This window comes from Pseudomonas sp. NUPR-001 (genome assembly GCF_052147955.1).
Taxonomy (GTDB): Bacteria; Pseudomonadota; Gammaproteobacteria; order Pseudomonadales; family Pseudomonadaceae; genus Aquipseudomonas.
This window is the reverse complement of the sequence record NZ_CP197353.1, coordinates 1635732-1662199: the sequence shown is the minus strand read 5'-3', so window position 1 is coordinate 1662199 and position 26468 is coordinate 1635732. Positions and strand designations below refer to the sequence as shown.

At 59.7% G+C, this 26468-nt stretch carries 29 protein-coding genes and 1 tRNA gene; 13 read left to right on the top strand and 17 right to left on the bottom strand.

From position 1 onward, the window contains the following. Window positions 1–66 precede the first annotated feature (66 nt). The gene (locus ACP6KB_RS07680; protein WP_442113083.1) at window positions 67–2196 is read left to right on the top strand and encodes a TonB-dependent siderophore receptor; all 2130 of its coding nucleotides are present in this window, start codon (window positions 67–69) and stop codon (window positions 2194–2196) included. 60 nt (window positions 2197–2256) lie between these two features. Here ACP6KB_RS07680 and ACP6KB_RS07675 read toward each other — a convergent pair whose 3' ends face one another. From ACP6KB_RS07675 to ACP6KB_RS07665, 3 genes are all read right to left on the bottom strand, one after another. Further along, a complete protein-coding gene (locus ACP6KB_RS07675; RefSeq protein WP_442113081.1) occupies window positions 2257–3240 on the bottom strand; it encodes a hypothetical protein in 984 nt (327 codons plus the stop codon). 107 nt (window positions 3241–3347) lie between these two features. Further along, window positions 3348–3437, bottom strand: a tRNA-Ser gene (locus ACP6KB_RS07670). Then, window positions 3433–3663, bottom strand: a complete 231-nt coding sequence (locus tag ACP6KB_RS07665; RefSeq protein ID WP_442113079.1) for a hypothetical protein — start codon at window positions 3661–3663, stop codon at window positions 3433–3435. The genes ACP6KB_RS07670 and ACP6KB_RS07665 overlap by 5 nt, the downstream gene beginning before the upstream one ends. A 65-nt stretch (window positions 3664–3728) precedes the next feature. Between ACP6KB_RS07665 and ACP6KB_RS07660 the strand changes: the two genes are divergently transcribed. From ACP6KB_RS07660 to ACP6KB_RS07650, 3 genes are all read left to right on the top strand, one after another. Further along, window positions 3729–4418: a crotonase/enoyl-CoA hydratase family protein gene (locus tag ACP6KB_RS07660; protein ID WP_442113077.1), complete on the top strand. Its 690-nt coding sequence runs from the start codon at window positions 3729–3731 to the stop codon at window positions 4416–4418. 121 nt (window positions 4419–4539) lie between these two features. Beyond that, window positions 4540–5262 carry a lysophospholipid acyltransferase family protein gene (locus ACP6KB_RS07655; RefSeq protein WP_442113075.1) on the top strand — a complete coding sequence of 241 codons (723 nt, stop codon included), beginning with the start codon at window positions 4540–4542 and terminating at the stop codon, window positions 5260–5262. Window positions 5263–5327: 65 nt separating this feature from the next. Beyond that, a complete protein-coding gene (locus ACP6KB_RS07650) occupies window positions 5328–6299 on the top strand; it encodes a magnesium and cobalt transport protein CorA (RefSeq protein ID WP_442113073.1) in 972 nt (323 codons plus the stop codon). On the opposite strand, the gene ACP6KB_RS07645 is transcribed toward ACP6KB_RS07650, so the two are convergent. Next, a complete protein-coding gene (locus tag ACP6KB_RS07645; RefSeq protein ID WP_442113071.1) occupies window positions 6277–7014 on the bottom strand; it encodes an amidotransferase in 738 nt (245 codons plus the stop codon). The two genes, ACP6KB_RS07650 and ACP6KB_RS07645, sit on opposite strands and share 23 nt — an antisense overlap. 522 nt (window positions 7015–7536) lie before the next feature. Between ACP6KB_RS07645 and ACP6KB_RS07640 the strand changes: the two genes are divergently transcribed. Next, window positions 7537–8340, top strand: a complete 804-nt coding sequence (locus tag ACP6KB_RS07640; protein ID WP_442113069.1) for a c-type cytochrome — start codon at window positions 7537–7539, stop codon at window positions 8338–8340. A gap of 3 nt (window positions 8341–8343) precedes the next feature. On the opposite strand, the gene ACP6KB_RS07635 is transcribed toward ACP6KB_RS07640, so the two are convergent. The 6 genes from ACP6KB_RS07635 to ACP6KB_RS07610 form a co-directional block, all read right to left on the bottom strand. Beyond that, window positions 8344–9141 carry a transglutaminase family protein gene (locus ACP6KB_RS07635; protein ID WP_442113067.1) on the bottom strand — a complete coding sequence of 266 codons (798 nt, stop codon included), beginning with the start codon at window positions 9139–9141 and terminating at the stop codon, window positions 8344–8346. Beyond that, entirely contained in the window at window positions 9138–10088 is a 951-nt protein-coding gene (locus ACP6KB_RS07630) for an alpha-E domain-containing protein (RefSeq protein ID WP_442113065.1), read from the bottom strand. The genes ACP6KB_RS07635 and ACP6KB_RS07630 overlap by 4 nt, the downstream gene beginning before the upstream one ends. Before the next feature lie 3 nt (window positions 10089–10091). Further along, window positions 10092–11501: a circularly permuted type 2 ATP-grasp protein gene (locus ACP6KB_RS07625; protein ID WP_442113063.1), complete on the bottom strand. Its 1410-nt coding sequence runs from the start codon at window positions 11499–11501 to the stop codon at window positions 10092–10094. 165 nt (window positions 11502–11666) lie between these two features. Continuing rightward, window positions 11667–11999 (bottom strand): ribonuclease E inhibitor RraB, encoded by a 333-nt coding sequence (locus ACP6KB_RS07620; protein WP_442113061.1) that lies wholly within the window; start codon window positions 11997–11999, stop codon window positions 11667–11669. Window positions 12000–12186: 187 nt separating this feature from the next. Further along, a complete protein-coding gene (locus tag ACP6KB_RS07615; protein WP_442113059.1) occupies window positions 12187–12423 on the bottom strand; it encodes a hypothetical protein in 237 nt (78 codons plus the stop codon). 633 nt (window positions 12424–13056) lie between these two features. Further along, complete coding sequence (locus tag ACP6KB_RS07610; RefSeq protein WP_442113057.1) at window positions 13057–15141, bottom strand: LTA synthase family protein; 2085 nt, start codon at window positions 15139–15141, stop codon at window positions 13057–13059. 210 nt (window positions 15142–15351) lie between these two features. On the opposite strand from ACP6KB_RS07610, the gene ACP6KB_RS07605 reads away from it, so the two are divergent. Further along, entirely contained in the window at window positions 15352–15825 is a 474-nt protein-coding gene (locus ACP6KB_RS07605; protein ID WP_442113055.1) for a methylated-DNA--[protein]-cysteine S-methyltransferase, read from the top strand. A gap of 79 nt (window positions 15826–15904) precedes the next feature. Here ACP6KB_RS07605 and ACP6KB_RS07600 read toward each other — a convergent pair whose 3' ends face one another. Further along, window positions 15905–16099, bottom strand: coding sequence for a PLDc N-terminal domain-containing protein (locus ACP6KB_RS07600; protein WP_442113053.1), 195 nt, complete (start codon window positions 16097–16099; stop codon window positions 15905–15907). A gap of 128 nt (window positions 16100–16227) precedes the next feature. On the opposite strand from ACP6KB_RS07600, the gene ACP6KB_RS07595 reads away from it, so the two are divergent. After that, the gene (locus tag ACP6KB_RS07595; RefSeq protein ID WP_442113051.1) at window positions 16228–17169 is read left to right on the top strand and encodes a ZIP family metal transporter; all 942 of its coding nucleotides are present in this window, start codon (window positions 16228–16230) and stop codon (window positions 17167–17169) included. Here ACP6KB_RS07595 and ACP6KB_RS07590 read toward each other — a convergent pair. Further along, complete coding sequence (locus ACP6KB_RS07590) at window positions 17166–17696, bottom strand: hypothetical protein (RefSeq protein ID WP_442113049.1); 531 nt, start codon at window positions 17694–17696, stop codon at window positions 17166–17168. The two genes, ACP6KB_RS07595 and ACP6KB_RS07590, sit on opposite strands and share 4 nt — an antisense overlap. 61 nt (window positions 17697–17757) lie before the next feature. Then, window positions 17758–18282, bottom strand: a complete 525-nt coding sequence (locus ACP6KB_RS07585; protein ID WP_442113047.1) for an ankyrin repeat domain-containing protein — start codon at window positions 18280–18282, stop codon at window positions 17758–17760. A 273-nt stretch (window positions 18283–18555) separates the two neighbouring features. Between ACP6KB_RS07585 and ACP6KB_RS07580 the strand changes: the two genes are divergently transcribed. Continuing rightward, window positions 18556–18828 carry a DUF3509 domain-containing protein gene (locus ACP6KB_RS07580; RefSeq protein ID WP_442113045.1) on the top strand — a complete coding sequence of 91 codons (273 nt, stop codon included), beginning with the start codon at window positions 18556–18558 and terminating at the stop codon, window positions 18826–18828. A 60-nt stretch (window positions 18829–18888) separates the two neighbouring features. Here the strand turns inward: ACP6KB_RS07580 and ACP6KB_RS07575 are convergent, their stop codons facing one another. From ACP6KB_RS07575 to aroC, 3 genes are read right to left on the bottom strand one after another with little or no spacing between them, the layout of a single operon-like run. Beyond that, window positions 18889–19407: a 1,2-dihydroxy-3-keto-5-methylthiopentene dioxygenase gene (locus tag ACP6KB_RS07575; protein ID WP_442113043.1), complete on the bottom strand. Its 519-nt coding sequence runs from the start codon at window positions 19405–19407 to the stop codon at window positions 18889–18891. Window positions 19408–19419: 12 nt separating this feature from the next. Next, window positions 19420–20565 carry an MFS transporter gene (locus ACP6KB_RS07570; protein WP_442113041.1) on the bottom strand — a complete coding sequence of 382 codons (1146 nt, stop codon included), beginning with the start codon at window positions 20563–20565 and terminating at the stop codon, window positions 19420–19422. 38 nt (window positions 20566–20603) lie between these two features. Then, window positions 20604–21695 carry a chorismate synthase gene (gene aroC, locus ACP6KB_RS07565; RefSeq protein WP_133210778.1) on the bottom strand — a complete coding sequence of 364 codons (1092 nt, stop codon included), beginning with the start codon at window positions 21693–21695 and terminating at the stop codon, window positions 20604–20606. Between the two features lie 134 nt (window positions 21696–21829). Between aroC and ACP6KB_RS07560 the strand changes: the two genes are divergently transcribed. Together ACP6KB_RS07560 and ACP6KB_RS07555 are read left to right on the top strand one after the other, a co-directional pair. Further along, window positions 21830–22792, top strand: coding sequence for an alpha/beta hydrolase (locus tag ACP6KB_RS07560; protein ID WP_442113038.1), 963 nt, complete (start codon window positions 21830–21832; stop codon window positions 22790–22792). A gap of 106 nt (window positions 22793–22898) precedes the next feature. Beyond that, window positions 22899–23687 (top strand): hypothetical protein, encoded by a 789-nt coding sequence (locus ACP6KB_RS07555; RefSeq protein WP_442113036.1) that lies wholly within the window; start codon window positions 22899–22901, stop codon window positions 23685–23687. Between the two features lie 61 nt (window positions 23688–23748). On the opposite strand, the gene prmB is transcribed toward ACP6KB_RS07555, so the two are convergent. After that, window positions 23749–24657 (bottom strand): 50S ribosomal protein L3 N(5)-glutamine methyltransferase, encoded by a 909-nt coding sequence (gene prmB, locus ACP6KB_RS07550; protein WP_442113034.1) that lies wholly within the window; start codon window positions 24655–24657, stop codon window positions 23749–23751. A 189-nt stretch (window positions 24658–24846) separates the two neighbouring features. Between prmB and ACP6KB_RS07545 the strand changes: the two genes are divergently transcribed. From ACP6KB_RS07545 to ACP6KB_RS07535, 3 genes are all read left to right on the top strand, one after another. Then, a complete protein-coding gene (locus tag ACP6KB_RS07545) occupies window positions 24847–25437 on the top strand; it encodes a cysteine hydrolase family protein (RefSeq protein ID WP_442113032.1) in 591 nt (196 codons plus the stop codon). Between the two features lie 75 nt (window positions 25438–25512). Further along, a complete protein-coding gene (locus ACP6KB_RS07540; protein WP_442113030.1) occupies window positions 25513–25833 on the top strand; it encodes a hypothetical protein in 321 nt (106 codons plus the stop codon). 52 nt (window positions 25834–25885) lie between these two features. Continuing rightward, entirely contained in the window at window positions 25886–26443 is a 558-nt protein-coding gene (locus ACP6KB_RS07535; RefSeq protein WP_285861675.1) for a Smr/MutS family protein, read from the top strand. Window positions 26444–26468 lie beyond the last annotated feature (25 nt).

The following is a 26468-nucleotide window of genomic DNA, read 5'->3' as shown; positions in this document are numbered from 1 at the left end:
GTGAGGCAGTAGCCCCTGTTAAGATGCGCGCTCGTTTTAACTCCGCGCTATCAAGGAACGTTTTGCATGCCCCTGCCCCACCCTCGCCTGCCCGCAAGCCTGCTCGGCTTGAGCCTGGCGCTGCCTGCCTGTCACAGCCTGGCGCAAGACAGCATCACCCTGGCGCCGGTAAAAGTCTCCGAGGCCTATAGCGAGGGCTATCAGGTGCAGGACGCATCCGTCGCAGGCTTTGCTCCCGCGCCCTTGCTCGACACCCCGGCATCGGTGGCGGTATTCAGCGAACAGCTGCTGGCTGATCGGCAGGTGCGCAAACTCAGTGAAGTACTGCAAAGCGATGCCTCGGTAGGCGAAAGTTATGCGCCGATCGGTTACTACGAAAACTTCAACGTACGCGGTTTCGAACTGAATGCCGCCAGCAGCTACAAGATCAATGGCCAAACCATCGCTGGCGAACAGAACGTGGCGCTGGAGAACAAGCAACAGATCGAGCTGCTCAAAGGCTTGTCCGGGTTGCAGAGCGGCGTTGCCGAACCCGGCGGATTGATCAACTACGTGACCAAGCGTCCAGAAGACGTGCGTTCGGTGACGGTGTCGAGCAACGACCAGGGCGAACGCTACATCGCTACCGACCTGGGCGGCTGGTTCGGCAGCGAGCGCCAGTTTGGGGTGCGCGCCAACCTCGCGCATGAAGACATCCGCTCGTACGTAGACCATGCCGATGGCAAGCGTGACTTTGCCGCGCTGGCCTTCGACTGGCAGATCAACCCCGACGCCGTACTGCAATTGGATGCCGAGTACCAGCAGCGTGAACAACGCTCGGTCCCCGGCTATCAACTGCTCGGCGGCAGCCAACTGCCCCACGACATTGACCCGCACGACCGCCTGGCGTACCAACAATGGGCCAATCCAGTCAGCATTGACTCATTGAACCTTGGCGGGCGCTTTGAATATCGCTTCAACGATAGCTGGACCGGCACCCTCAGCGCCTCGCGCAGCAAAGTGGTGATCGATGACTACAGCTCATTTGCCTGGGGTTCGAGCGAGGGGCCGTATTTCAGCAGCGCTGGCGACTACGACATCTACGATTACCGCAGCCCCGATGACACCCGCCGCACCGACGAAGTGCAGGCCGCACTCAATGGTCACTTTGAGGCCATGAGTTTGAACCACGAACTTACGGTCGGTACCAGTGCCCAGCGCCGCACCCTTGACCAACGCCCGTACTTCAATGAATGGCTTGGCAGCGGCAACATTTACCAACCGACTCCGGCGTTACCGCCCTCCGAGAAAGCCGTTGGGCCCAGCACCCGTCGCCTGGACAGCCGCCAATATGGCCTGTTCGCCAGTGACCGGATCAGCTTCAACGAGCAATGGCAGACCGTGCTGGGCGCGCGCCTGGTGCGCCTGGACGAAAAAACCTTCGACGAAAATGGCGACCCTGGGCGCCATACCCGTGACTATCAACTGCTGCCCAACGCCGCCCTGATCTACAAACCGCGCCCGGACATCTCGGTGTACACCCGTTACAGCAAAGGAATCTCCTCCGGCGGTACAGCGCCCTGGTTCGCCAGCAACAGCGCCGAAATCCTCGCGCCGACCCTGTCGCACCAATTGGAAGTGGGCATCAAACGCGACTGGCAGCGCATGAGCCTGAGTGCAGCGCTGTTTCAACTGCGCCAGGCCTACCAATACTCACGGCCAGACGGCGCGGGGCATTTCACCTATGTGCAACAAGGCCAGCAAAAGAATATCGGCCTGGAGCTGGGCGCCAGCGGCTGGCTGACCGAGCGCCTGCAGATCAACGCCAGCGCTGCGGCCATTCGTGCGCGGGTGAAAAACAGCGGAACTGCTGACTACGAAGGCCATCAGGCGCTGAATGTGCCCAACCTGCGTGCTGCGGTGCAGGCCGACTACAGCCTGCCGATCAACGGCCTGGCCCTGCTCGGCGGGGCACGCTACAGCGCCAGCAAGTACGCCAACCAGGCGGGCAACGTGGAAGTCGGCAGCTACGCCGTGTTCGACCTGGGCAGCCGCTACAGCACAAAAATCGGCGGTTACGACACAACACTGCGGCTGATGGTCGACAACGTTTTTGATAAACGCTACTGGCGTGACGCGGGCGAATACCTGGGAGATGGCTACCTGTTCCAGGGCGCGCCAAGGACTGCGCGGGTGTCGGCTTCTGTGAGTTTTTGAGGAGGGTTATCGCGGGGCAAGCCCGCTCCCACCTGTGGGAGCGGGCTTGCCCCGCGATGATCAGATGACACCGCACTTGAGCGTCAGCCTGTCCGGGTTCTGCCCTGGCTGCCAGCGTAGCGCGCCTGAGACATCATCTGATACCCGATAAACCACTCTGACTTTTTGAGCGATCAGCGGATTGATCGGCCCCTGCGGAACACCGATCGGGTCGCCAAGCACCGGCTCAATGACGTTGTAGGTGTAGGTCTTGCCAGAATGGTTCATCAGCAACACACCAGGAACAATCAATTGCCCAGTGTTGCTGGTATTTTTGAAAGTAGCCTGAAGTATCAAAAACTTTGAGCCGGGTTGCGAACTAACAGGTATCAGGCCAAAGTCTGCGTTCTGACTGGTTGTACAGCTGTCCACTGTTACAACAAAAGGGCCAATTTCAGCAGAACGTGAAGGCGGATTCTGGCGACGCTGCTCCAGCACTTTATGCGCTTCGAGCTCTCGTTTTTTTCTGGCATTTTCACTGGCCAGGTATTCATCCTGTCGCCGCTGTGCCTCGGCTTGGATTTGTCTTTCCTCAGCTTTGAAGCTGACATACGCATAGGTTTCGTCCAGTGCCTTGCTGGCATCAACGTACGCTGCTGATTGCGGATCCGAGACACTGTCCAGATAACATTCAGCATACCGATCGTATTTCGCTTGCACCGACGCACCGACTCTCTGGTATGCAGCCTTATGCGCCACCTGCGCCTGTTCAAGACGCAGCGCAATCGCCTCTTCGAGGAACTCACTGTATTCAGGACGAGCCAATACACTGATTTTTTCGCGTAACAGTGAAGGTATCTGCTGATCCGTTTGGTTGGCCTTGTCCTTTACACCTTTTACAACGACGTACTGAACAACTGTTGTGCGCATGCTTTCAAACGGAATGTTGTAGCTTGGAACATCCCGTTCCATCGCCCGGCACTTGTTTTGCGCATTTTCATTCACGCCGGCAACGGCGCTTAGCGACACCAACATTAACAGGCAGCCTAAGGTTCTTATTTTCATCGCGCTGCAATCCCACCCTTTGACAATTCTGCAAGTTCAATCAGAAAACAGCTGACCCAGAATGCAAAAAGCCCCGCAAATCGTAATTTGCGGGGCTTTTCTAAATGTGGCGGTGAAGAAGGGATTCGAACCCTTGATACAGTTTCCTGTATACACACTTTCCAGGCGTGCTCCTTCAGCCACTCGGACACTTCACCGTTTCTCTTCAAGCTGTTCAGCCTGTCGAGGCGCGCTAATGTAGTCGAAAGAGCTGCTGATGGCAAAGGTTTTTTTCAGAATTTTCATGCGCTTAAGCCGATCGAGCGAAAACACGACGGTGCACAGGGCAAACTCGCCAATCTCTGCTGTGCTTCGGTAGCCGTTCAGCCGCTGGCCCCGGCTTGCAAGGCAAAGCGGGCTAAGCCTGACTGCCCAGTCAGTCACAGCGCTTTACCTGACTGCGCAGCCTGAGTAACGTCTGCCCCACTCTCCCAGTAAGGAACTCTGTCATGAGTGAGCTGATTACCTACCACCTCGACGACGGCATCGCGACCCTGACCCTGAACAACGGCAAGGTCAACGCCATCTCGCCCGATGTCATTGCGGCCTTCAATGCAGCCCTGGATCAGGCCACGCAAGATCGTGCGGTGGTAATCATCACCGGCCAGCCGGGCATTCTATCTGGCGGCTATGACCTCAAAGTGATGACCGCAGGCCCTAAAGAAGCGGTCAGCCTGGTCACCGCCGGTTCCACCCTGGCCCGGCGCATGCTGGCGCACCCGTTCCCGATCATTGTTGCCTGCCCAGGCCATGCTGTGGCCAAGGGCGCGTTCCTGCTGCTCTCGGCGGACTACCGCATCGGTGTTGAAGGGCCTTTCAATATTGGCCTGAATGAAGTGCAGATCGGTATGACCATGCACCACGCCGGTATTGAACTTGCCCGTGACCGCCTGCGCCGCTCGGCCTTCCATCGCTCGGTAATCAACGCCGAGATGTTCGACCCGGTCAGCGCTGTGGACGCAGGCTTCCTCGATAAGGTTGTGGCCGCCGAACAACTGCAGGAAACGGCACTGGCAGCCGCGCGGCAGCTTAAGAAGATCAACATGAACGCGCATAAACACACCAAGCTCAAGGTGCGCAAGGCGCTGCTCGACAGCCTCGATGACGCGATCATCCGCGACCAGCAACACCTGGGCTGACTCCTACCAAGGCCTGATTGCGTTTATTTGCGCAATCAGGCTGCCACTGGTGCATAGAGCGTTTGCCCGCGCCTGTGCACATCCGTACACTGCGCCGCGTTTGTCTGGTGTGAGTCGTACGATGCTTTTTCTTATCCGCATGTTCCTGTTGGGGCTGCACTTCATTGTGGTTGGTGTGATCGGTGTACTGGTTGGCCTGTGCCGGCCCTTCAACCCGGACAACAGCCGTATTTGCGCACGTCTTTATGGGCTGCCTGCTACCTGGCTGATGCGTATGGATGTCAAAGCCGAAGTCGGCCCGCTGTTCGACCAGCCCCCCGGTTGCGTGATCGTTGCCAACCATCAATCCAATCACGACCTGTTCGTGCTGGGCCACGTGGTGCCACCGCGGACCGTGTGCATCGGCAAAAAAAGCCTGAAATGGGTTCCACTGTTCGGCCAGTTGTTCTGGCTCAGCGGCAATGTGCTGATCGATCGCGGCAACGCCTACCAGGCGCGCCGGGCAATGCAGACCACTACACGCACCCTGTGCGAAAACGACACATCGATCTGGGTATTCCCCGAAGGCACGCGCAATGCTGGCGAGCAGTTGGTGCCCTTCAAGAAAGGTGCGTTCCACATGGCCGTCGAGGCCGGAGTGCCGATTGTGCCGGTGTGTGTCAGCCGCTACACCCAACGCCTGGGCCTTAACCGCTGGCGTCGCAGCAAAGTCATCATTCGCTCGCTGCCACCGATCGCAACTACCGGACTGACCCAACAGGATGTGCCTGCACTGGCGGAGCAATGCCAGGCGCAGATGCAGCGTTGCATCGACCTGATGGAGGCCGAATTGCCGCACGCCTGAAGGGTTGCTCAATTGTGCGTGTCAGACCAAGCTACTGGCACGGTTATCACAAGAAGCGAACCACCATGGGACGAGTCGTTGCGGCGGCTGTGTACAGCGCCGGCAGAAAAGTTACCAACATCAGCATCGATGAAGGCAGCCAATGGGCCAGTAAACCCGGGCATTTCGTCTGGATTGGTCTGGAAGAACCCAACGCCGAAGAGCTGGCCAACCTGCAACAGCAGTTCAACCTGCATGAACTGGCCATTGAAGATGCCCTGGAAAAACACAGTCGGCCGAAGCTGGAAACCTTCGGCGACGCGCTGTTTATCGTGACGTACTCGCCGGTGCGCCATGAAGGCAAGCTGGAGTTCATCGAAACCCACATCTTCGCCGGCACTGGCTACCTCATCACCTGTCGCAATGGCCAATCCAAATCCTACGCCTTGGTGCGCCAGCGCTGCGAGGCACGGCCGTTGCTGCTGGAGCATGGTGAGGATTTTGTGCTGTACGCCCTGCTCGACTTCGTCACCGAAAACTACCAGCCTATCAGCGAAGCCATTCACGGCGAAATCGAAGAGCTGGAACAAAGTGTGCTGAGCAACTCGCTACAGGAAGAAGACATCCAGCGCCTGCACAGCCTGCGCCGCGACATTCTGCGCTTGCGCCGTTACGTTGCGCCGATGGTCGAGATCAGCGAAGAACTGCAGCGCCTGACCTTTCCGTTCATCGACAAAAACATGCGACCGTACTTTCGCGACGTGCAGATTCATGTGACCCGGCAGATGGAAGATCTGGCCGGGATTCGTGACATCGCCAGCCAGACCATTGAGATCGGTATGCTGCTGGAGTCATCACGCCAGAGTATCGTGCAACGCAAGTTCGCCGCCTGGGCGGCGATTCTCGCCTTCCCTACCGCGGTGGCAGGGATCTACGGCATGAACTTTCAGAACATGCCGGAGTTGAGCTGGCATTACGGTTACTTCGCCGTGCTCGGTGCCATCACCGTAGGTTGCACGGCGCTGTTTGCCAGCTTCAAGCGCTCAGGCTGGCTTTAGCCTCCTGCTGATGCGCCACAAAGCGCATCATCCACTCGCCGACCATGCCGCCCTGGTGCTCTTGCACCAGGCTGGCCACCGCCTTCTGGTAAACCTCCTGACCCAGGCTTTGCTGACGCAGGTCCAGCAGTGCACGCGAGTAATCGTGAACGAACTCTGGGTGCCCCTGGAAACACAGCACCTGATCGGCGATGTGATAGGCGGCGAAGGGGCAGAAATCGCTGGAGGCAATCACTGTGGCGTTTTCTGGTAGCTCCGTGACTTGATCCTGATGACTGATCAGCAAGGTCAGCTCCGACACGGTCGGGTCCATCCACGGCGCTTTGCCAGCCAATTGATAGCGATGCACGCCCACGCCCCAGCCCTGAGAGGCGCGTTCAGTCTTGCCGCCCAGCACCAACGCCAGCACCTGATGACCAAAACACACGCCCAACAGTTTGTCGCCACGGTTGTAGCGCTCAAGCAGATAGGCCTTGAGGCGCTCGATCCACGGATCGCTGCCGAAGGAGTCGGCTTTGCTACCGGTCACAAGGTAAGCGTCAAACACCTGATCATCGGCGGGGTAGTCGCCATTCATCACGTTGTATACGTCAAACTCGGCGGCGATCGGTTGACTGGCGAACAGTTGCTCGAACATCCGTCCGTAGCCCTGATACTGCTCGACCAGCTCAGGTCGCAGGACGTCGGTTTCCAGGATGCAGATGCGTAACGGCATAAAAATAGTCCTGAACGACAAAGGCGGGATTGCCCCCTAGAGCCTGCCCCGAATAAGGCTTACAGGCAAGTCCGATGCACTGACGAACGGTCACATTTAGCGATTCCCGTTAAAGAACCATTGCAAGCGTCTAGCAAGGGGAATAGTTGCCAGATGGCATAAGGCCTCATAACAAAAACAATGAAAAATAAAGTTACAAATACGAAAGCGATCTAAAATATCGCTGACGTTGACCCTACTGTTAGTTGTATACCCATCAGCAAAGGTTCGCGTCTGGACGTCAAACCGCGTTACCCATGTTTGCCGGAACGACAAGGAAGCCATTGGGCACTCAGGAATAACAACAAGAAGGCGGTCAGCCATGTTCAAACAACACAAAGTACGTCAAGCCGGGCTCATTCTCTTTGCCACGACATTGCTGCTGATTTTGCCAAATCTCTCACGTCTTTTCGGCTGAATTCCTATAGCCCTCGGCGGCCCTGCGCAAGTACTCTGCCAGCCCTGACTTGCTGGAGATTACCTATGCGCTTTTGCCTCGCCCTTCTGCTGCCACTGCTCTGCCTGCCTGTACAGGCAGCGCAGTTGACCCTGGAACTGGGTGACACTAGTCGGCAGTGGCAAAGCGCCGATCTGCTCGCCCACCCTCAGGCGCAGGAGATCCGTATCGACAACGACGTCTCCTACAAACGCACCATGCATTACCGTGCCGTACCGCTGGCGGTGCTGCTTGAAGGTGTCGCCACTGGTGACCACCTGCAGGCCGTGGCGGATGATGGCTTCGTTGCCGAGATGCCGGCGGCGCCCTTGCTCAAGAACGGCCCCGCCAGGGCCTGGCTGGCGATTGAAGACCCGGCCAAACCCTGGCCGCCGCTGGGGACCGGCAAACCCAGTGCCGGCCCGTTCTATCTGGTGTGGACCAACCCGCAGGCCGGACGCATCAGCCCGGAACAGTGGCCATTCCATGTTGCCAGCATTCGTCGCCTGGAGCCGGTCGCTACACGCTTCCCGGGGCTGCTGCCAGCACCTCAACTGGCAAGCAACGACCCTATCAATCTCGGTTTCAGCCTGTTCCAGAAAAACTGCCTGGCCTGCCATCGCCTCAATGGCGCCGGTGATGCGCAGTTCGGCCCGGACCTTAACCTGCCGCACAACCCCACCGAGTACTTCCAGCCAGCCTTCCTGCGCCGCTACATTCGTGACCCTCAGAGCTTGCGCCAGTGGCCACAGGCAAGAATGCCCGCCTTCTCACCTGAGGTACTCAGCGATGCGGAACTCGATGCCCTGCTCGCTTACCTGGCGCACATGGCCACGCGCAAACAGCCCTGATGGCTATTGCTGCTGGGCGGTAACGCTCGGCAGCACCAGCACCTTGGCATGCATTTGCTCGAATCCTCCCCCTCTGCGCATGCCACGCACCGGACAGGCGTCCAGGTAGTCGAGGCCCACAGCCAGCTTCAAATGGCGTTCAGGCCTGGCCAGTTGATTGGTCACGTCAAAGCTGTACCAGCCATCGTCCAACCAGGCTTCAGCCCAGGCGTGACTGGCCATCTGCTGGCTTTGGCTGTCGAACAGATAGCCCGAAACATAGCGCGACGGCACGCCAAGGCTGCGGGCGCAGGCCAGGAAGGCGTGCGTATGGTCCTGACAGACGCCAGCGCCACCGGCAAAAGCCTGAGCAGCGCTGGTGTCCACTGCAGTGCTGCCGGGCTGGTAGGTCATGCGCTGATTGAGCGCGTTCATCAAATCGATCAACGCCGAACGGTCTCGACGTTTGCGGCATTGCTGCAGGGCAAAGGCGCGCAAGGCTTCGTCGGCCTCGGTCAGGCGGGTGAAGCGCAAAAAGGGCAACGGCGATTGTGCTTCGTGCTCGACTTCACGGGTTTCGTCGATGTCTACCAGGCCGCGTGCCGCGATGACCAGATCTGAATGCGGCTCCTCCAGGCTCAGGACGTGGAGGATATTGCCGAACGGGTCGAGTTGCGCCCGCGCCGGCCGTGGCAGGTCCAGTTGCCAGGCCAGCACCTGCTGACGTTCGCTGTCGTGGGGAGTGAGGCGCAGGTACTGAATGCTGGCACGAACCTGATCTTCATAGTGATAGGCGGTTTCGTGGCTGATGGTCAGTCTCATATAGCCTCCAGATAGGCACTGTGGATGGCGTTGCCCAACTGGCGCACCAGCGGGATGTAGTGGGTTAACCAGGGGTGCAGACCTTCGGCGAGAATTTCGTCGATGCCGGTGTACCGCAGCCGTGCGTCCACTTCGGCGGCCAGGCGCTGTGCAGCGCGGCCGTTGCTGCCTGGCAGGCTGGCGAGAATCTGGTCGATCTCTTCGGTACAGGCACGCAATGAACGCGGCACATCAGCGCGCAGCAGTAACAGTTCGGCAACATGGCGGGCGGCGGGCGCGTCTCGATAAATTTCGGTGTAGGCCTCGAACGACGACAACGCCCGCAGCAACGCGCTCCACTGGTAGTAGCCGCGGGCCGAGCTGTCACTGACCGCTTCGGCTTCTTCTCCGAGCATTTCATAGCGCGCGTCGAGCAGGCGCAGCGTGTTGTCAGCGCGCTCAATGAATGTTCCCAGGCGGATAAAGCGAAACGCATCGTTGCGCATGATGGTGCCGTAGGTGGCGCCGCGGAATAGGTGCGAACGCTCCTTGATCCACTCACAAAAGCGGCTCATGCCATAACGGCCCAGGCCTTGCTCGGCAATGCCGCGAATCTCCAGCCAGGTGGCGTTGATGTTTTCCCACATGTCGGCGGTGATGCGCCCGCGCACCGCATGCGCACAGGCGCGAGCCGCACCGAGGCAGCTGTAGATGCTCGCCGGGTTGTCGGGATCAAGAGCGAAGAAGTGCAACAAACGCTCGGCATGCAACTGCCCGTGGCGCTCCAGGTAGTCGTCGAGGGTGCCGGTGATCAGCAATGGCATGGCCATTTCATCCAGGCCATCGCCACGGCCGTCCTGTGGCATCAATGACAGCGAATAACTGACATCGAGCATCCGCGCGAGGTTTTCCGCTCGCTCAAGATAGCGCGACATCCAATACAAATCAGAGGCAGTTCTACTCAACATGACTTAATCCTCGACCACCCAGGTGTCCTTGGTACCGCCGCCCTGGGACGAGTTGACCACCAGTGAACCTTCGCGCAGCGCCACCCGGGTCAAACCGCCAGGTACCACCCGGGTTTCGCGGCCGGAAAGCACGAACGGGCGCAGATCGATATGCCGCGGGGCAATGCCGTTTTCCACAAAGGTCGGGCAGGTCGATAGCGACAGCGTCGGCTGGGCAATGTAAGCCGCCGGGCGCGCTTTGATTCGGGCGGCAAAGGCCTCTATTTCGGCGCGAGTGGCAGCGGGCCCGACCAGCATGCCGTAACCACCCGAGCCCTGGGTTTCCTTGACCACGAGTTCTGGCAGGTGCGCCAGCACATGGGAGAGCTCCTCAGGCTTGCGGCACTGCCAGGTCGGCACATTCTTGAGGATCGGCTCTTCGTCCAGGTAGAAGCGGATCATGTCGGTGACATAGGGATAGATCGACTTGTCGTCGGCCACACCCGTGCCGATGGCGTTGGCCAGCACCACATTGCCGCAGCGGTAGGCCGAAAGCAGGCCGGGCACGCCGAGCATCGACTCGGGATTGAACGCCAACGGATCGAGGAAGGCGTCGTCCAGACGCCGATAGATCACATCCACCGCCTTGGGTCCGTCGGTGGTGCGCATGAACACCCGCTCATCACGCACGAACAGGTCAGCCCCTTCGACCAGCTCTACGCCCATTTCCCTGGCCAGAAAGGCATGTTCGAAGAAGGCACTGTTGAACCGCCCCGGGGTCAACACCACGACACTGGGGTTATCCAGGGGGCTGGCACTTTTCAGGGTGTCGAGCAGCAAACTCGGGTAATGGTCGATCGGCGCGATGCGCTGCGCAGCGAACAACTCGGGGAACAGGCGCATCATCATCTTGCGGTCTTCCAGCATATAGCTGACGCCGCTGGGGGTGCGCAGGTTGTCTTCGAGCACGTAGTAGCTGCCATCACCGTCACGCACCAGGTCAACCCCGGAGATGTGCGAGTAGATGTCACGGTGCAGGTCCAGCCCTTGCATTGCCAGCTGGTACTGCTCGTTGGCCAGCACCTGCTCGGCCGGAATGATGCCGGCGCGAATGATGCGCTGGCCATGGTAAAGGTCGGCCAGGAACAGGTTCAGGGCCTTGACCCGCTGGATACAGCCGCGCTCCACCACGCGCCACTCACTGGCCGGGATGCTACGCGGAATGGTGTCGAAGGGAATCAGGCGCTCGGTGCCTTGCTCGTCGCCATACAGCGTGAAAGTAATACCGGCGCGATGGAACAACAGGTCAGCTTCACGCCGACGTTGCGCCAGCAGCTCCGGTGGGGTGTCGGCCAACCAGCGGGCGAACTCCCGGTAATGCGGACGGACCTGGCCGTCTGCGCTGTACATCTCATCGTAAAAAGTGCGGATCATGCCGAACTCCTTGTCACCCGTGCAGCAGAGCCGTCGCAAGCCCCGTGCCAGCGGCACAATTCCTTTGATTTCAATAGGTTGTAATTTCAAAGACGCGCGGTTGCACCAGATGTGTGCAACCGCTACGGCTGCTTTGCGCACTAACGCTTCATTGCGAAGCGTGTTTCAAGCCAACGGGCGCTCCTGTTTCACGCCCCAACCCTCTATTTCACCGCCTAACGGTGCGATAACCGCTTCGAAATCCTGCTCGAATTCGCCAATGCCGCCATAGGTGGCATACATCACCTTGCTCAATTCCAGGTTCCAGGCACCATCGTCGCGCTCATGCACTTGAGCACTGAGCGATTCTCCACGGAACTGCCCGGCGGCCCGTCTGGCCCGCGCTTCATCAGGAAAAACCGCATAGAACTCGATGGGATGAATCTGGGCAAAGTTGAAGCCACCCTCTTTCATCTGCCGTAATACAGTGCTGCTGATGTCCTCGTATTGGCTGCTCATGAATCGTCCTCCTAACTACCGATGGATAGACTTTCAGTGCAAAACGCACCTGCCCGCCACACAAAACGTGCGGGGGCAATTCGAGCTGATGCATGACGTGGATCGGCAAGCCCGGGCAATCACAAAAAAACGGCCCGACCTTGATTGCAGCGTAGCGCCAAGTTGCCAAGCGCGCCAATTAGCGCGCTCAGGGCGCTTCGGTGATGGCGGTGATCTCGACTCCATTTTGCTCTTTGAGCCACTTTGCCGTGGGCATCGAAGCACGGTCTTCGTAGTCGGTCAGATTCAGCTCATCCATGACGGGGAAAAGGTGGGCACGTATTCGCCGTGCGGCCTCCTCGACGGTGGGCTCATGTTCGCCAATGTAGGGCAGCGAGGTGCGCTCGCCTTTTTGATCAACAAAGGTAATGACCCACGCTTTCATTGGATTCTCCTCTGGGCAGGTATTCCAGCTAGCGCTGCGTTCCCTCTGTTGACCACACAGCAGGATGGATTGTTCTGCTGGCGAATGCCCATCAGCGAAAAAAGGTTTGGTGGGTAACTACCTGTGGGAGCGGGCTTGCCCCGCGATTGCGGTGTACCTGTCAAATCGCTTCGCGGGGCAAGCCCGCTCCCACTGCCCTCCCTCAAAAAAGGCTCTTCGCGGGTCACTAGCGAAGCTAACGTCAGCCCAGGCGCTGCCCGTAACTTTGCGACTTCAGGAGGCCGAGTGGAGGTGACTGGAGGGCCAGGTGCGTTAGCACCCTTCGGCGTAGCCGAAGGCGCGAGATGTAGACTTTCGTAGCAAGTCGTAGGCCGCGCGGGCCTGGAAGGCGCCGGAGCCGAGGGGACCCGGAGCGCAGCGTAGGGCCGGATGCAGGAGCCAGCGGTTTTGCCTACTTTGCCCAAGAGCAAAGTAGGCCGCCGTAAAGGCGGAAGGGGCCAGCCCAGCCCCCCCATCAAATGGATAAGCCCACAGCCCTCAAAGCCAAATCCAACCTTTTCCCGACAATCTGTGAAGAGCCAAAAAAAAGAGGCCCGCAGGCCTCTTTTTGTTCAGCGCAACGCCAGCGGCCGGTTACTCCGGCACACCATGCACAACCCCTGCGGTGTTATCCAGCAGGCTCTTGGTCGCGGTCTGAATGAACGACTCAAGCTTGTGGGTCAGCTCTTGCTGGTCCGGGCTTTCGATCAACTCGGCCTTGAAGTTGGCACCGAGCTCGTAGCGGTACATGCGCGGCGACATGTCTTTGGACTCGATCAGGATGCGATCACCCTTCACCAGGCCCACAATCTGCTCGCTACCCGACGGTTTGATCATGCCGAAGCCAGGATCGCCCGCCGGCAGGTTGAGCAGGTCGCGGCCCCAGCACTGATGACGGGTTTCACCGCCCAGACGACCCATGATGGTCGGCACGATGTCGATCTGAGTGCCTACGGTGTGGTTCACCGCCCCGAACTTCTCCTGAATGCCCGGGGCAATCAGCAGCAGCGGAACGTTGAAGCGGCCCAGGTCCAGCTCGGTCACCTGCTGGTGGTTGCCGAAGCCGTGGTCACCGACGATGACGAACAGGGTTTCCTTGAAGTAAGGCTCTTTGCGCGCCTTCTCGAAGAACTGGCCCAGCGCCCAGTCGGAGTAACGCATGGCAGTCAGGTGCTGATCGAGACGGCCCTGGCCGGTAACCGGCTCCACCGGCAACTGGGCTGGCAGGGCGTACGGCGTGTGGTTGGACAAGGTCTGCAGCAGTGCATAGAACGGCTTTTTGCCGTAGTTCTTGGCCAGTTCCTCAGCGCCACGGTCGAACATGTCCTGGTCGGACACGCCCCACGTCGGGTCGGAGAACACCGGATTGACGAAGTCATTACGGCCAATGAAGGTGGTCATGCCCTGGTTGCCGAAGAAGCCCGACTGGTTGTCCCAGGCAAAGTCGCCGTTATAGACGTAGACATCGTCGTAGTCACGAGCACTGAGCAGTGCCGGCAAGCCAGACAGCTTGTGACCGCCTTCCGGAGTCTGCATCAGGTATTCGAAACCTGGCAGGTTCGGATAGCAGGCCATGGTGGCGAACATACCTTGGTGGGTATGGGTACCGTTGGAGAAGAAACGGTCGAACAGCAGGCCTTCTTTGGCCAGCTTGTCGAAGTACGGCGTAATGTTGTTGGGGCTGCCCAGTGCACCTACCGAGTGACCGGCGAAGCTCTCCATGAGGATCACGACAACGTTCTTGACCGGCAGGGTATTGTTGGCCGGCGGTGTAAAGTCGCGACGCACAGCGGCGGTGTCGGCATCGACCAGCTTGTCGTTTTCGGTCAACAGCATGTCACGCACGGTCTGGGTCGCCAGCGTCTGCTCGATGGTCGACTTCCAGACGTTGGCGCGGTCTTCACCGAAACGGCTCTTGGCGGCATCGATCAAGGTCAGCGTGCCATTGAGGCCCAACTGGTTGACGAAGTTCGAGTCAGTGGTGAACGCATCACCCCAACGCATTGGCGGGCCCTGGCGCAGGGTGCCACGAGCGGCGATGACGGCCACCAGCAGAATCATGAAGAACACCACGCCACGCACGTACCACGGCGCCACCGCACGGCTACCGGCGGTCTGGTTCTGGTAGGCTGCGCGTGGGCGGGTCAGGCGGTCGATGCCTTTGAACACCAGGCTCAGCAGCCAGGTACCGACAATCCACGCCAACAGGTAGCGCACCACCGGGAAACCGTACCAGAGCATGCTCAGAACAGTTTTAGGGTCTTCTTTGACGTACTGGAACACCAGGCCGTTGAGGCGCTGGTGAAACTCGCGGTAGAAGTCCAGTTCCATCAGGCCGAGGAACATCACAACGCTCGAGGCCAGGGTCAACCACACCCGGAACAGGCCGCGGGCCGCCATGGCGCGTGCGCTGAGGGTGGCCAGCAGCAGTGGGATGCTCAGGTAGACCACAACGCGCAAGTCGAAGCGCAGGCCATTGAGAAAACCCTCGGCCACGGTCGACATCGGCGTATCGCCGATCATGTCGCTGTTGTAGATCAGCAGTGCCAGGCGAACCAGGCTGAGCATCAGCATGATCACCAGGCCACACAACAGGGTGTAGACCAGGTGCGATTTTAACGTCGGTTGCAGCGGGCGCGACGCAGCCCGCTGATCACTCAAGGCGTCCGTGTTAGCCATGGATTGGAAGATCCCTAGGATTCAGATTCAAGAAGGCGAAAAGCAGTCGGCAAATGTGCACTAAACCCGAGAGCAATGCACGGCCATTCGGCGAACGGATAATTGCGCGCGCGGATTTTCCATAATCGAATGTGAAAATTTCGTTGAGAAACATCCTTGGCAACAGGTTGCGCTATCTTAGTCGCGTGTTCACTGCCCAGGCGCTACACCATGTATTACCGCTATCAGCCAAGCCCACTTGGCCCGCTGCTACTGGCGGGCGACCAGCAAGGTTTGCACTTGCTGCACATGGACGCCGCACAGCCTTGGGAGCTGCCGCAAAGCTGGATGCCTGCGGGTAACCAATTAGATGCGGTGGCCCGCCAGTTGGAGGAGTATTTCGCAGGCGAGCGCGAAGTGTTCGACGTCAGGCTGGCGCCGTTGGGTACGCCGTTTCAGCAGGAAGTCTGGCAAGCGCTGCAGCGCATCCCTTATGGCACCACCTGCAGCTACCGCGACCTGGCCGAACACATCGGCCGCCCGCGCGCGGTACGCGCCGTCGGTACCGCCAACGGCGCCAATCCAATTGCAATCATCGTGCCCTGCCACCGGGTGATTGGCAGCAACGGCACCTTGACCGGCTACGCTGGCGGCGTGGAGCGCAAACAGATGCTACTGGAGCTTGAAGGCGCCTGGCTGATCTGATGTCTTCCTGTAGGAGCGGGCTTGCCCCGCGATTGCGTGCGTTCAGTCACATCGCCTCGCGGGGCAAGCCCGCTCCTACTTATCGCGTGAGTCCACCACCGCGGGGGCCGGCGATCGCCCAGATGATCAATCCGAGCACCGGTAGCAGCAGAATCAACAGGATCCAGAGGATTTTGGCGCCCGTCCCTGCTCCGCTCTTGAGCACATTGATAATCGCCCAGATATCCAGGACGAGGATAATCAGGCCAACCAAGCCATTGAATGTCGAACCCATGCTGTAGCTCCCTTGCACATGCCTGTTCACAGGATAGCTGGCTATAACCTCCATAGAGGCTATTGCTTGGCGAGCGCGCTAGCGCACTGGTTACACTGGCTGCATCGATCTGATTGTGTGAGGTTCCTATGCCCCCCGCCCAAAGCTCCAGCAGCGCTGCACAACCGTCACTCTGGAGTGCCTGGATGCAACAGGCACAAACCACACCGTGGCTGAGCGCGGGGCTGGGCCTGAGCCTGCTGGTGGTGCTTGGCCTGTTGTGCGCCAGCGCCTGGAATGCCGTGCACGGCGACCATCAGGAAAACCTGCACATGGCCATGCTTGGCGGCCTGGCCGGATTTGCGGCGACGGCGCTGGGCGCGGTGATGGCGGTGGTGCTGCGCGAAGTCAGCGCGCGTAGCCAGGATGTCATGCTCGGCTTTGCTGCCGGCATGATGCTCGCCGCCAGTTCATTCTCGTTGATCCTGCCGGGCCTGGACGCTGCCCGGGAGATCACTGGCAACGGTCCTTATGCGGCACTGACCGTAGTGGTAGGCATGGGGCTTGGGGTGTTGTTGATGCTCGGCCTGGACCGCTTCACCCCACACGAACACGAAAGCACCGGCCCCTGCGGGCCACAGTCCGAACGGATCAATCGCGTGTGGTTGTTCGTGCTGGCCATCACCCTGCACAACTTGCCAGAAGGCATGGCCATTGGCGTCAGCTTTGCCAATGGCGATTTGAATGTTGGCCTGCCGCTGACCAGCGCCATCGCCATTCAGGACATTCCCGAAGGCCTGGCGGTGGCGCTGGCGTTGCGCGCTACCGGGCTTTCAACCGTGAAGGCGGCCCTGGTGGCGATCGGCTCTGGCCTGATGGAGCCCATCGGCGCGGTGATCGGCCTGGGGATTTCCACCGGCTTTGCGATCGCCTACCCGGTCAGCATGGGCCTGGCGGCGGGTGCGATGATCTTCGTAGTGTCTCACGAGGTGATTCCGGAAACCCACCGCAACGGCCACCAGACCTCCGCCACCCTGGGCCTGATGGGCGGTTTTGCGGTGATGATGTTCCTCGACACCGCCCTCGGTTAAACGTGCACCGCTACCCGCAGCGCCTCCAGTGCCGGCGCTGCGGCAATACCTACCTCGGCGCTCAGCTCCAACACCCGCTGCAGATCGTTGTTGCCGACCATGACCATCTGCAGCTCGTCATCGAGCAACTGGCTGAAATTCACCAGCACATAGCCTCCGGCTTCTTTGTTCAGTGCGCCCATCTGTACCTGAATACGGTTAAGCGCCGTCAACGGCTCGACCTTGGCCAGCTGCTTGGGCTTGAGGTTGAACGCCACGCTCTTGTCGAAAGAATCGACGATCTGTGCGAACAGATCCTCATAGCTATCGGCCTGGAACAACACGGTATCTGGCAGACTGCCAACCACGACCCACTCGCCCAGAGGCATCGGGAAGCTATCGTCGTAGTTGATATCAGGGTTGGCAGCCAGGAAGGCTTGCGGGTCGGCGTAGGCCTGGGCGGCCTCGTCGGCGATGCGCTCGATGTCTGCTTCGCGCATGCAACCTGCGCTGATTTTGCCGATGAGTTCGAGCAGTTGGGGTTTCATGAAGGGGCCCTGCGACACTGAAAAAAAGTCGCCAAGGATAGCCGCAAATGGCCCCTGGGGGTTAGCCGATCAGCGCCTGCAATTGTGCCGCGGTGTCTGCGGCGCCCATGGCCTGGGCGGCCCCTAGCGCGGTAAGGCCCTTGGCATCCTGGCGGCGGGCATCGGCGCCTTGGCTGAGCAGATACTCGACAATCGCCGTACGGTTGAACATGGCAGCCATCATCAGTGCGGTGCGCCCATCGAGCGATGCAGCGTCAACTGCTACACCCTGCTCGACCAGCAACTGGACCATCGCCAGATCGCCCTTGAACGCGGCCCCCGCCATCGGTAGCTGACCATTGTCGTTGGCAATCTGCGGATCGGCGCCATGCTGCAACAAGACCTTAACGGCGTCGATATGGCCGTGGTAACTGGCCAGCATCAACAAGCTGTCACCTTTATGGTTGCGCAGATTGGCGGGCAAGCCGCTCTCCAGCAGACGCGCCAGCATCTGTGCATCGCCTTGGCGCGCCCGGTCGAAAACCTGTTCAGCAAACGCTGCGGTTTCCTCATCAGTCATCGGCGTAGCGTTGCGTTCATCAGACATGGGGAACCTCCTGGTATGCGGGAAAGCCCAAGTATTGGTCAGCCTGGCCATTGGGTCCATTGTGGATAACCCATGGCACCGACAGAACAATTCTATTGGCCAAGGCACCTTGCAAAATGCACGGTGCAGCGTGCCCGACCTTGCACAATGCATGGCAACAATTTTTGATAAACAATTTAACTTATTGATTTATATAGAATTTTATAAAAATAAAACCTGGCACAGTCACTGCACCTATCACGCTATGTCTGCCACACACAGTCAGGAGCTGATATGGACCTCATCCAGGAAAAGTTTGCCTCGGTATTCTCCGCCTACACCGTGACCACCCAGGCACGACCAGATGGCGGGATTCTGCTGACGTTGCGTGCAGCAGATGGCAAACAGATCAAGCGCTCGATTTCTTACGCTCAACTGCATAGTGCCGACCAATTAACCTGGGCAATCAGTGCGATTCGCCGTGACCTGGCGGAGCAGGCCAGTGAATTGCCGGTGATTTCCCGGCTGCAGAGTCAGCAGCGGTTTGCGTTGCCGACTTATAGTTGAATTCATCGCGGGGCAAGCCCGCTCCTATAGGCCGTAGGAGCGGGCTTGCCCCGCGATCGATCAGTCCTCAAGCCGCGGGAACCCCTCAGCGATCTTGTCACCACTGAACTGAGCAACCAGCCCCGCAGCTTCGTTATACACACGCACAACCACAAAGCGTGGATCCTCGCCCATATCGACCCAATGCCGGGTACCCGCCGGCACTCCGATCAAGTCACCCTTCTCACACAACACCGCGTAGATGTAGCCGCCAATGTGCAAGCTGAACAGCCCACGCCCGGCCGCGAAAAAGCGCAACTGGGTTTCTTCACAGGTATGTTCATCGCGTAACTGCGGATCAACCTCGCGCACCACATCGACCTGCGTGCAGGCCTGCTCAGCCATCAGTTGATCGATGCTCTGCCGGTAAGCGCTGATCACCTCCTGGTCACCAGCACCTGGCTGGATCGGTGCACTGGCCTGCCAGCGCTCAAAGCGTACGCCCTGCTCGGCCAGGGTCGCAGCGATATCCTCCAGGTGGGTCAATACCTTGTTGGGAATATCCGGGGTGGAATGGTGGTATACGGTCAGGCTGCTCATCAGCGGCGATTCCTATTTCTCGGCTTCATGCATTCGGGTGGCAATGATAACGGCTGCAGCCAGGGCTGCGACGCTGGCAATACTAAAGGTGGTAGCCGCACCCAGCAGGTTCCAGCTGTAGCCGGAATACAACGCCCCCAACGCGCCACCGGTGCCAGCCAGGGCTGCGTAGAGCGCCTGGCCCTGGCCTTGCTGACGCGCGGCAAAGCTGCGTTGGACAAAAGCGATGGAGGCGGCGTGGAAACTGCCGAAGGTTGCGGCGTGCAGCACCTGGGCCAGCAACAACACCAGCAAGTGTTCGGCAAAATTACCCAGCAGCAGCCAACGCAGGGCTGCCAGGACGAAACTCGCCATCAACACCCGACGCAACGAAACCCGCGCCAGAATCCTGCTCATGGCCAGGAACATCAGCACCTCGGCAACGACCCCCAAGGCCCAGAGCATGCCGATCACACCCCGGCTATAGCCGAGCTGCTCCAGATGCAGGGTAAGAAAGGTGTAATAAGGGCCGTGGCTAAGCTGCATCAGCGCCACACAGACATAGAAAGCAACAACGCCCGGGCTCGCCAACTGTTTGAGAAAGCCACCCGGGCTGCGCTCTTGCTGCCCCGGTGGCTGCGCGTTAGGCACCCACAAACTGGCAACGACGATACCGGCCATGATGATCACCAGCGCCAGCGGGTAGACATCCAGGCTCAACGCATCGAACAGGCGGCCGAGGCCGACCACAGTGAGGATGAAGCCGATCGAGCCCCATAGGCGAATCTGACTGTAGCGCGCGGTCTGGCCGTGCAGGTGCGCCAGGGTGATGACTTCGAATTGCGGCAGCACGGCGTGCCAGAAAAAGGCATGCAAGGCCATTACCAGCGCCAGCCAGGCATAGCTTTTGTCAAAGAAGATCAGTGAGAAACTGGCCAGGGTCGACAGCGCACCGAGGCGCACGATCAGTAGGCGCTGACCACTGCGGTCACCCAGCCAGCCCCATAAATTCGGCGCGATGCAACGCATGAGCATGGGAATGGCGACCAGCTCGCCGATTCGCGCACTTGAAAAGCCCAGGTGATGGAAGTACAGCGCCAGAAAGGGCGCTGTAGAACCGAGCAAGGCGAAGTAGAACAGGTAGAAGCTGGACAATCGCCAGTAAGGAATCGGCGCCACGGCTCAACAGGCCGCGGCGCGCGCGCCAGAAAGCGCCATTACAGTTGGCCCAGCACCGGTGTGGTAACGCGTACGTCGGCATTCTGCCCACGATGACGCAACAGGTGGTCCATCAATACGATGGCCATCATCGCTTCGGCGATGGGTGTAGCGCGAATGCCTACGCACGGGTCATGACGGCCTTTGGTGATCACTTCAACCGGGTTGCCATGAATGTCGATGGAGCGGCCCGGCGTGGTGATGCTCGAGGTCGGCTTCAAGGCCAGGTGCGCGACAATCGGCTGACCGGAGGAAATCCCGCCAAGAATGCCGCCAGCATTGTTGCTGAGGAAACCTTCCGGGGTCATTTCGTCGCGGTGTTCAGTGCCACGTTGCGCCACGCTGGCGAAACCGGCGCCGATCTCCACGCCTTTGACGGCGTTGATGCTCATCAGCGCATGCGCCAGCTCGGCGTCCAGGCGGTCGAAGATCGGCTCACCAAGGCCGGGCATGACACCTTCGGCAACCACGGTGATCTTCGCACCCACCGAATCCTGGTCACGGCGCAGCTGATCCATGTAGGCCTCAAGCTCTGGCACTTTGTCCGGGTCGGGGCTGAAAAAGGCATTTTGCTCTACCGAGTCCCAGGTTTTGAAGGGAATTTCGATCGGCCCCAACTGGCTCATGTAGCCACGAATACGGATGCCCTGGCTGGCCAGATACTTCTTGGCAATAGCACCGGCAGCCACACGCATGGCGGTTTCCCGCGCGGAGCTGCGGCCGCCGCCACGGTAGTCGCGCTCACCGTACTTGTGGTGATAGGTGTAATCGGCATGGGCCGGGCGGAACAGGTCTTTGATCGCCGAGTAGTCCTTGGACTTCTGGTCGGTGTTGCGAATCAACAGCCCGATCGAGCAGCCCGTGGTACGCCCTTCGAACACCCCGGAGAGGATTTCGACTTCATCGGCTTCCTGACGCTGGGTGGTGTGCCGGCTGGTGCCGGGCTTGCGCCGGTCAAGGTCGTGCTGCAGGTCGGCCAGGGAAATTTCCACACCTGGCGGACAGCCATCGACAATGGCGACCAACGCCGGACCATGGCTTTCGCCAGCGGTGGTGACAGTGAACAGCTTGCCGTAGGTATTGCCGGACATGCAGGACGCTCCGCGAATCAGCCTGATTTGAACAAGGGCGCCAGTATACGCAGGCTAACCATTCAGTTCATCCCTGACAGCGAACCTTCTGTTCGGGACCCGGTCCAACGTCGCATCTCTTTCATAGTGGCCTCATGATGTTGCGCGTATTTGCGGTACTCGCCCTGCTCTTCAGCAGCCTGGTGCAAGCAGCTGCTCCCACGGTGTTGCAACGCCCGATCAGCCTCGATACCGGGAACGGCACGCTCTACGGCAGCTTGCTGTTACCGCGCACCGAACAGCCGCCGCCCGTGGTGTTGATCATCCCGGGCTCGGGGCCCACTGACCGCAACGGCAACAGCCCGGACGGCGCCCACACCGACAACCTCAGGCAACTGGCGCTGGTGCTGGCCAAAAACCGCATTGCCAGTGTGCGCTACGACAAGCGCGGCGTAGCCGCCAGCCAAGCCGCGACACCCGATGAGCGCAACTTGAGCGTTGAAGGCTATGTTGCCGATGCCGTGGCCTGGAGCCGCACGCTCAAGGCCGACCCGCGTTTCGGCCCCCTGATTCTGCTGGGGCACAGTGAAGGGGCACTGATTGCCAGCCTGGCAGCCGGGCCTGCAGGCGCCAGCGCTGTGATCAGCGTGGCCGGTAGCGGCAGGCCGATCGATGACGTGTTTCGCACGCAATTGGCCGGGCAGATCCCGCCCCGCTACAACGCGCGTGTCCTGCAAATACTCGACAACCTCAAGGCCGGCCAGACGTCGGCGGATATTCCCCGGCCCTTGCAGAATGTGTTGCGTCCGAGCGTGCAGCCTTATCTGATTTCGTTGTTTCGCCAGGACCCCGCCGCCGCCTTCGCCAAGGTCAAGGTGCCTGCGCTGATCCTCCAGGGTACCCACGACATTCAGGTCGATGTCAGCAATGCCCAACGCCTGAAAGCCGCCAAACCCGATGCTGAGCTGGTGTTGATCCAGGGCATGAACCACATGCTGAGAATTGCCCCGCAAGCGGCAAGCCAGCAGCGCGACAGCTATCTGAACCCGCAATTGCCACAAGCCAGCGAGCTGGGCGAGCGCATCGTCGACTTCATTCACAGGCTGCCCGCAGCTTGAACGCATTTCACCGATATTTCGCCTCCAGTCCCGGACGATTCTGCCGATAAGCCAGTGCTGGCATCGTGATTGTGTCCAGCCTGCTGCGCACAAGAGGATTGCCGTGATGACTGAAGTTGCCCCCCAGGACGCCCCCGAAATCCAAGAGGACGCGCCGGAACCCGCCCCGCTGCCGTGGGCCGAGGTGAGTGCAGAACATTTCCAGATGCTGCGTCTGGCGCCCCTGCCCACTGACCGCAACAGCGGCGCTCGGCCGCTGCGCTTCGTCCAGTACGGTTTCGCTGAGCGCCACGGCAAAGACCTCAGCCTGTTGCGCATGACCATCCAGTTGCCGGGTCAAAAAGTGCGCAAGGAACAGAACCATCTGGACATCTGGGTTGATCACCTGGAAAAACACGTGCGCATCGGCCCCGACAGTGGCCTGCAAGTCGAACCGTTGAACCGCGGCCTGGGGCGCTTTTTGCTGGCCCAGGCGATTAGCTGGGCGCAGCGCAAATGGTCACATTACCGGGTCGAAGGCGCGGCCCTGGCCAGTAAAGACGCGCTCAACGAAGACACCCGCCTGCGCCGCGACCAACTGTTGCGTAGCCACGGCCTGGAAGTCGAGTACGCCGATGCCCAGCACCTCAAGGGGCGCTACGTCGATGTGCAGGTCGGCGAACTCAAAGGCGGCTGGAACACAGAAAAAGTGCAGCGCGTCGAAATCCTCGAGGCGGCGCAGATGCTCCAGCAGGCTGAACAAAGCCTGCAGGAAAAAGAAGCACAACTGCGTGAACGTGACGAGCGGGTCAGCAAGTACCGCCGTGAAGACAGCGGCCTGCGCTTCACCATTACCTGCCTGGTGGCCTTTGCCGTGTTCCAAGCGGGGTTGCTGATCTGGATTGCGACTCACTGAATGAATGCATCGCGGAGCAAGCCCGCTCCTACCGTAGGAGCGGGCTTGCCCCGCGATTGATTTACACCTTCGAAGCAAACAACGCCTGATGCTGTCGGCACTGCTCCGCCGTCAACATGAACACCCCGTGCCCACCGCGCTCGAACTCAAGCCAGGCAAAGTCCACTTCCGGGTACAGCGCCTCGACGTGCACCTGGCTATTGCCCACCTCGACAATCAACAAGCCCTTCTCGGTCAGATGATCTGCCGCTTCGGCCAGCATCCGCCGCACCAGGTCCAGACCATCGTTGCCACAGGCCAGGCCCAGCTCCGGCTCGTGGTGGAATTCTTCCGGCATGTCGGCAAAATCTTCGGCATCGACATACGGCGGGTTGGACAGGATCAAATCGAAGCGCTGCCCCGGCAATCCGTCGAAACCATCGCCTTGAACGGTAAAGACACGTTCTTCCAGGCCATGACGCTCGATGTTCTGATTGGCCACTTCCAGCGCTTCGAACGACAGGTCGGCCAACACCACTTCGGCTTGCGGGAACACTTCGGCACTGACGATCCCAATGCAACCGGAACCGGTACACAGGTCGAGGATTCGCGCCGGCTCATTGGCCAGCCACGGTTCGAAGCGTTTTTCAATCAGTTGGCCAATGGGCGAGCGCGGAATCAGCACGCGCTCATCCACGATGAAGCACAGGCCACAGAACCACGCCTCTCCCAACAGGTAAGCGGTTGGCACGCGATCTTCGATACGGCGCTTGAGCAAACGCTGCAGATGCACCAACTCGTCATCTTCCAGCTGGCAGTCCAGGTAGCTGTCGGCAACTTCCCAAGGCAAATGCACCGAACCCAGCACCAACAACCGAGCTTCGTCCCAGGCGTTATCGGCGCCATGCCCGAAAAACAGGCCATGCTCATGGAAACGGCTGACAGCCCAACGGATATGATCGCGCAGGGTGCGCAGGCGAGAAGTGATCACAACAGACTCCTTGAAAGACGACCTGCGATTCTAACAGCCCGCTCACAGAAAAGGTTCGGCAAAACGCCGTGTAAGTGTTTCGCCGACATGGCTGCAGGCCACTAACGACGCTGCTTGTACGCGAAGCGATTCACATAAGTGCTCAGGCAGGGGACAATAGGTGAAAAGCCCTATCCAAAGGAGCCCTTGATGTCTGTTCCAACGACGATGTTCCACCTCAGCGGCCGTGGCTATCCACCCGCCAAGCTGAACAACGCCAGCCTGATCATTATCGACGCACAGAAAGAGTACCTCAGCGGTCCTCTGGCACTGTCGGGCATGGACGAAGCTGTCATGAACATCGCTAAAATGCTCGAGGCCGCCCGCAAGGCCGGACGCCCGATCATTCACGTGCGCCACCTCGGCACCGTCGGCGGCATGTTCGACCCACAAGGTCCACGTGGCGAATTCATCCCCGGCCTTGAGCCTCAGGGTGATGAAGTGATCATCGAAAAACGTATGCCCAACGCCTTCAAGAACACCACCCTGCATGAAACCCTGCAGAAGTATGGTCATCTGGACCTGATTGTCTGCGGTTTCATGAGCCATTCCAGCGTCAGCACCACCGTACGCCGGGCCAAGGACTATGGTTACCGTTGCACCCTGATCGAGGACGCCTGCGCCACCCGTGACCTGCCTTACAAAGGCGGTGTCATTCCGGCGGCACAGATCCAGCAAAGTGAATTGGCGATCATGGCCGACAACTTCGCTTGTGTGGCTCCAACCAGCAGCCTGATCTGATCGGCGATCTGACGGCTCGCGGAACCACCTTGCGGTAATTCGGTCATACGCCGGATATCCAGAGAGGGAATCGGCATGAAATTGTCCGACGGTTTCGATGCCAAGCGCTTGCGCCAGCGTGAGCCGCGTAATTGGGGGGCTCGCCTGGCTGCCGCTTTTTCAGCGCTGCTGGCTACCTTGGGCGTGTTGCTGGCCATGGCCGGCACCGCCAGCCTGCTTGGTAACCTTGAAGCATTGGCCGAGCTGAACGCCAACCGGGCGGGTGCCGCCGTGGTACTGGCCGGTGGCTTGTTGTTGCTGTACCTGGGCGTCTGGTTCTGGCGGCGCAGTCGTTTGCGCCTGCGCCGCAGCCGTGAGCTGAACCTGTCACCGCACCTGATGAAAAAGCACGATTGACTGCAACCTGAGGGGGAGTCGCGTAAACTACGCCGCCCAGGCGGAGGCTTACATGCAAGACGACGATTTTTCCCTGTTCAAGAGCGAGATGCGCGGTGTCAAACCGATCAAGCATGATCGCGCTGAAGTCGGCAAACCCAAAGCCGACCGCAAGCAATTGGCCGGCCTGCGCCAGGCCGCAACGGTGCGGAGCGACCAGAGCGTAGTCGACGGCTTGTCAGACCAGTTTGTCATCGACGTCGGCCCTGAAGACGACCTGCACTGGCGCCGTGACGGCGTTCAGGAAAGCCAGATGCGCAAGCTCAAGCTCGGCCAGATCGCCTTTGAAGGCAGCCTCGACCTGCACGGCATGAATGTGGAAAAAGCCCGTGAAACCCTCTGGGCCTTTCTCGCCGAAGCCACCCGCTTCGAGGTACGATGCGTACGCGTCACCCATGGCAAGGCTGTACGCCTGGATGGCAAGAAGCCAATGATCAAAAGTCACGTCAACACCTGGCTGCGCCAACACCCGCAGGTACTGGGTTTTACCTCGTGCCAGGCGCGTCACGGCGGCACCGGTGCGGTGTACGTGATGCTCAAACGAACCATGCTCGAAGGCCGTGACGAGTAACGCCGTACTTGCAGCGCCGCCACAG

Coding starts and splice junctions, on each gene's coding strand:
- ACP6KB_RS07595 (WP_442113051.1), top strand. CDS start 16,228: ATGCCCCCCGCCCAAAGCTCCAGCAGCGCTGCACAACCGTCACTCTGG.
- ACP6KB_RS07635 (WP_442113067.1), bottom strand. CDS start 9,141: ATGAGACTGACCATCAGCCACGAAACCGCCTATCACTATGAAGATCAG.
- ACP6KB_RS07610 (WP_442113057.1), bottom strand. CDS start 15,141: ATGGCTAACACGGACGCCTTGAGTGATCAGCGGGCTGCGTCGCGCCCG.
- ACP6KB_RS07545 (WP_442113032.1), top strand. CDS start 24,847: ATGTCTGTTCCAACGACGATGTTCCACCTCAGCGGCCGTGGCTATCCA.
- ACP6KB_RS07540 (WP_442113030.1), top strand. CDS start 25,513: ATGAAATTGTCCGACGGTTTCGATGCCAAGCGCTTGCGCCAGCGTGAG.
- ACP6KB_RS07590 (WP_442113049.1), bottom strand. CDS start 17,696: ATGAAACCCCAACTGCTCGAACTCATCGGCAAAATCAGCGCAGGTTGC.
- ACP6KB_RS07680 (WP_442113083.1), top strand. CDS start 67: ATGCCCCTGCCCCACCCTCGCCTGCCCGCAAGCCTGCTCGGCTTGAGC.
- ACP6KB_RS07560 (WP_442113038.1), top strand. CDS start 21,830: ATGATGTTGCGCGTATTTGCGGTACTCGCCCTGCTCTTCAGCAGCCTG.
- ACP6KB_RS07555 (WP_442113036.1), top strand. CDS start 22,899: ATGACTGAAGTTGCCCCCCAGGACGCCCCCGAAATCCAAGAGGACGCG.
- ACP6KB_RS07615 (WP_442113059.1), bottom strand. CDS start 12,423: ATGAAAGCGTGGGTCATTACCTTTGTTGATCAAAAAGGCGAGCGCACC.
- ACP6KB_RS07675 (WP_442113081.1), bottom strand. CDS start 3,240: ATGAAAATAAGAACCTTAGGCTGCCTGTTAATGTTGGTGTCGCTAAGC.
- ACP6KB_RS07605 (WP_442113055.1), top strand. CDS start 15,352: ATGTATTACCGCTATCAGCCAAGCCCACTTGGCCCGCTGCTACTGGCG.
- ACP6KB_RS07625 (WP_442113063.1), bottom strand. CDS start 11,501: ATGATCCGCACTTTTTACGATGAGATGTACAGCGCAGACGGCCAGGTC.
- ACP6KB_RS07640 (WP_442113069.1), top strand. CDS start 7,537: ATGCGCTTTTGCCTCGCCCTTCTGCTGCCACTGCTCTGCCTGCCTGTA.
- ACP6KB_RS07580 (WP_442113045.1), top strand. CDS start 18,556: ATGGACCTCATCCAGGAAAAGTTTGCCTCGGTATTCTCCGCCTACACC.
- ACP6KB_RS07620 (WP_442113061.1), bottom strand. CDS start 11,999: ATGAGCAGCCAATACGAGGACATCAGCAGCACTGTATTACGGCAGATG.
- ACP6KB_RS07585 (WP_442113047.1), bottom strand. CDS start 18,282: ATGTCTGATGAACGCAACGCTACGCCGATGACTGATGAGGAAACCGCA.
- ACP6KB_RS07645 (WP_442113071.1), bottom strand. CDS start 7,014: ATGCCGTTACGCATCTGCATCCTGGAAACCGACGTCCTGCGACCTGAG.
- ACP6KB_RS07660 (WP_442113077.1), top strand. CDS start 3,729: ATGAGTGAGCTGATTACCTACCACCTCGACGACGGCATCGCGACCCTG.
- ACP6KB_RS07630 (WP_442113065.1), bottom strand. CDS start 10,088: ATGTTGAGTAGAACTGCCTCTGATTTGTATTGGATGTCGCGCTATCTT.
- ACP6KB_RS07655 (WP_442113075.1), top strand. CDS start 4,540: ATGCTTTTTCTTATCCGCATGTTCCTGTTGGGGCTGCACTTCATTGTG.
- ACP6KB_RS07650 (WP_442113073.1), top strand. CDS start 5,328: ATGGGACGAGTCGTTGCGGCGGCTGTGTACAGCGCCGGCAGAAAAGTT.
- ACP6KB_RS07535 (WP_285861675.1), top strand. CDS start 25,886: ATGCAAGACGACGATTTTTCCCTGTTCAAGAGCGAGATGCGCGGTGTC.
- ACP6KB_RS07575 (WP_442113043.1), bottom strand. CDS start 19,407: ATGAGCAGCCTGACCGTATACCACCATTCCACCCCGGATATTCCCAAC.
- ACP6KB_RS07600 (WP_442113053.1), bottom strand. CDS start 16,099: ATGGGTTCGACATTCAATGGCTTGGTTGGCCTGATTATCCTCGTCCTG.
- aroC (WP_133210778.1), bottom strand. CDS start 21,695: ATGTCCGGCAATACCTACGGCAAGCTGTTCACTGTCACCACCGCTGGC.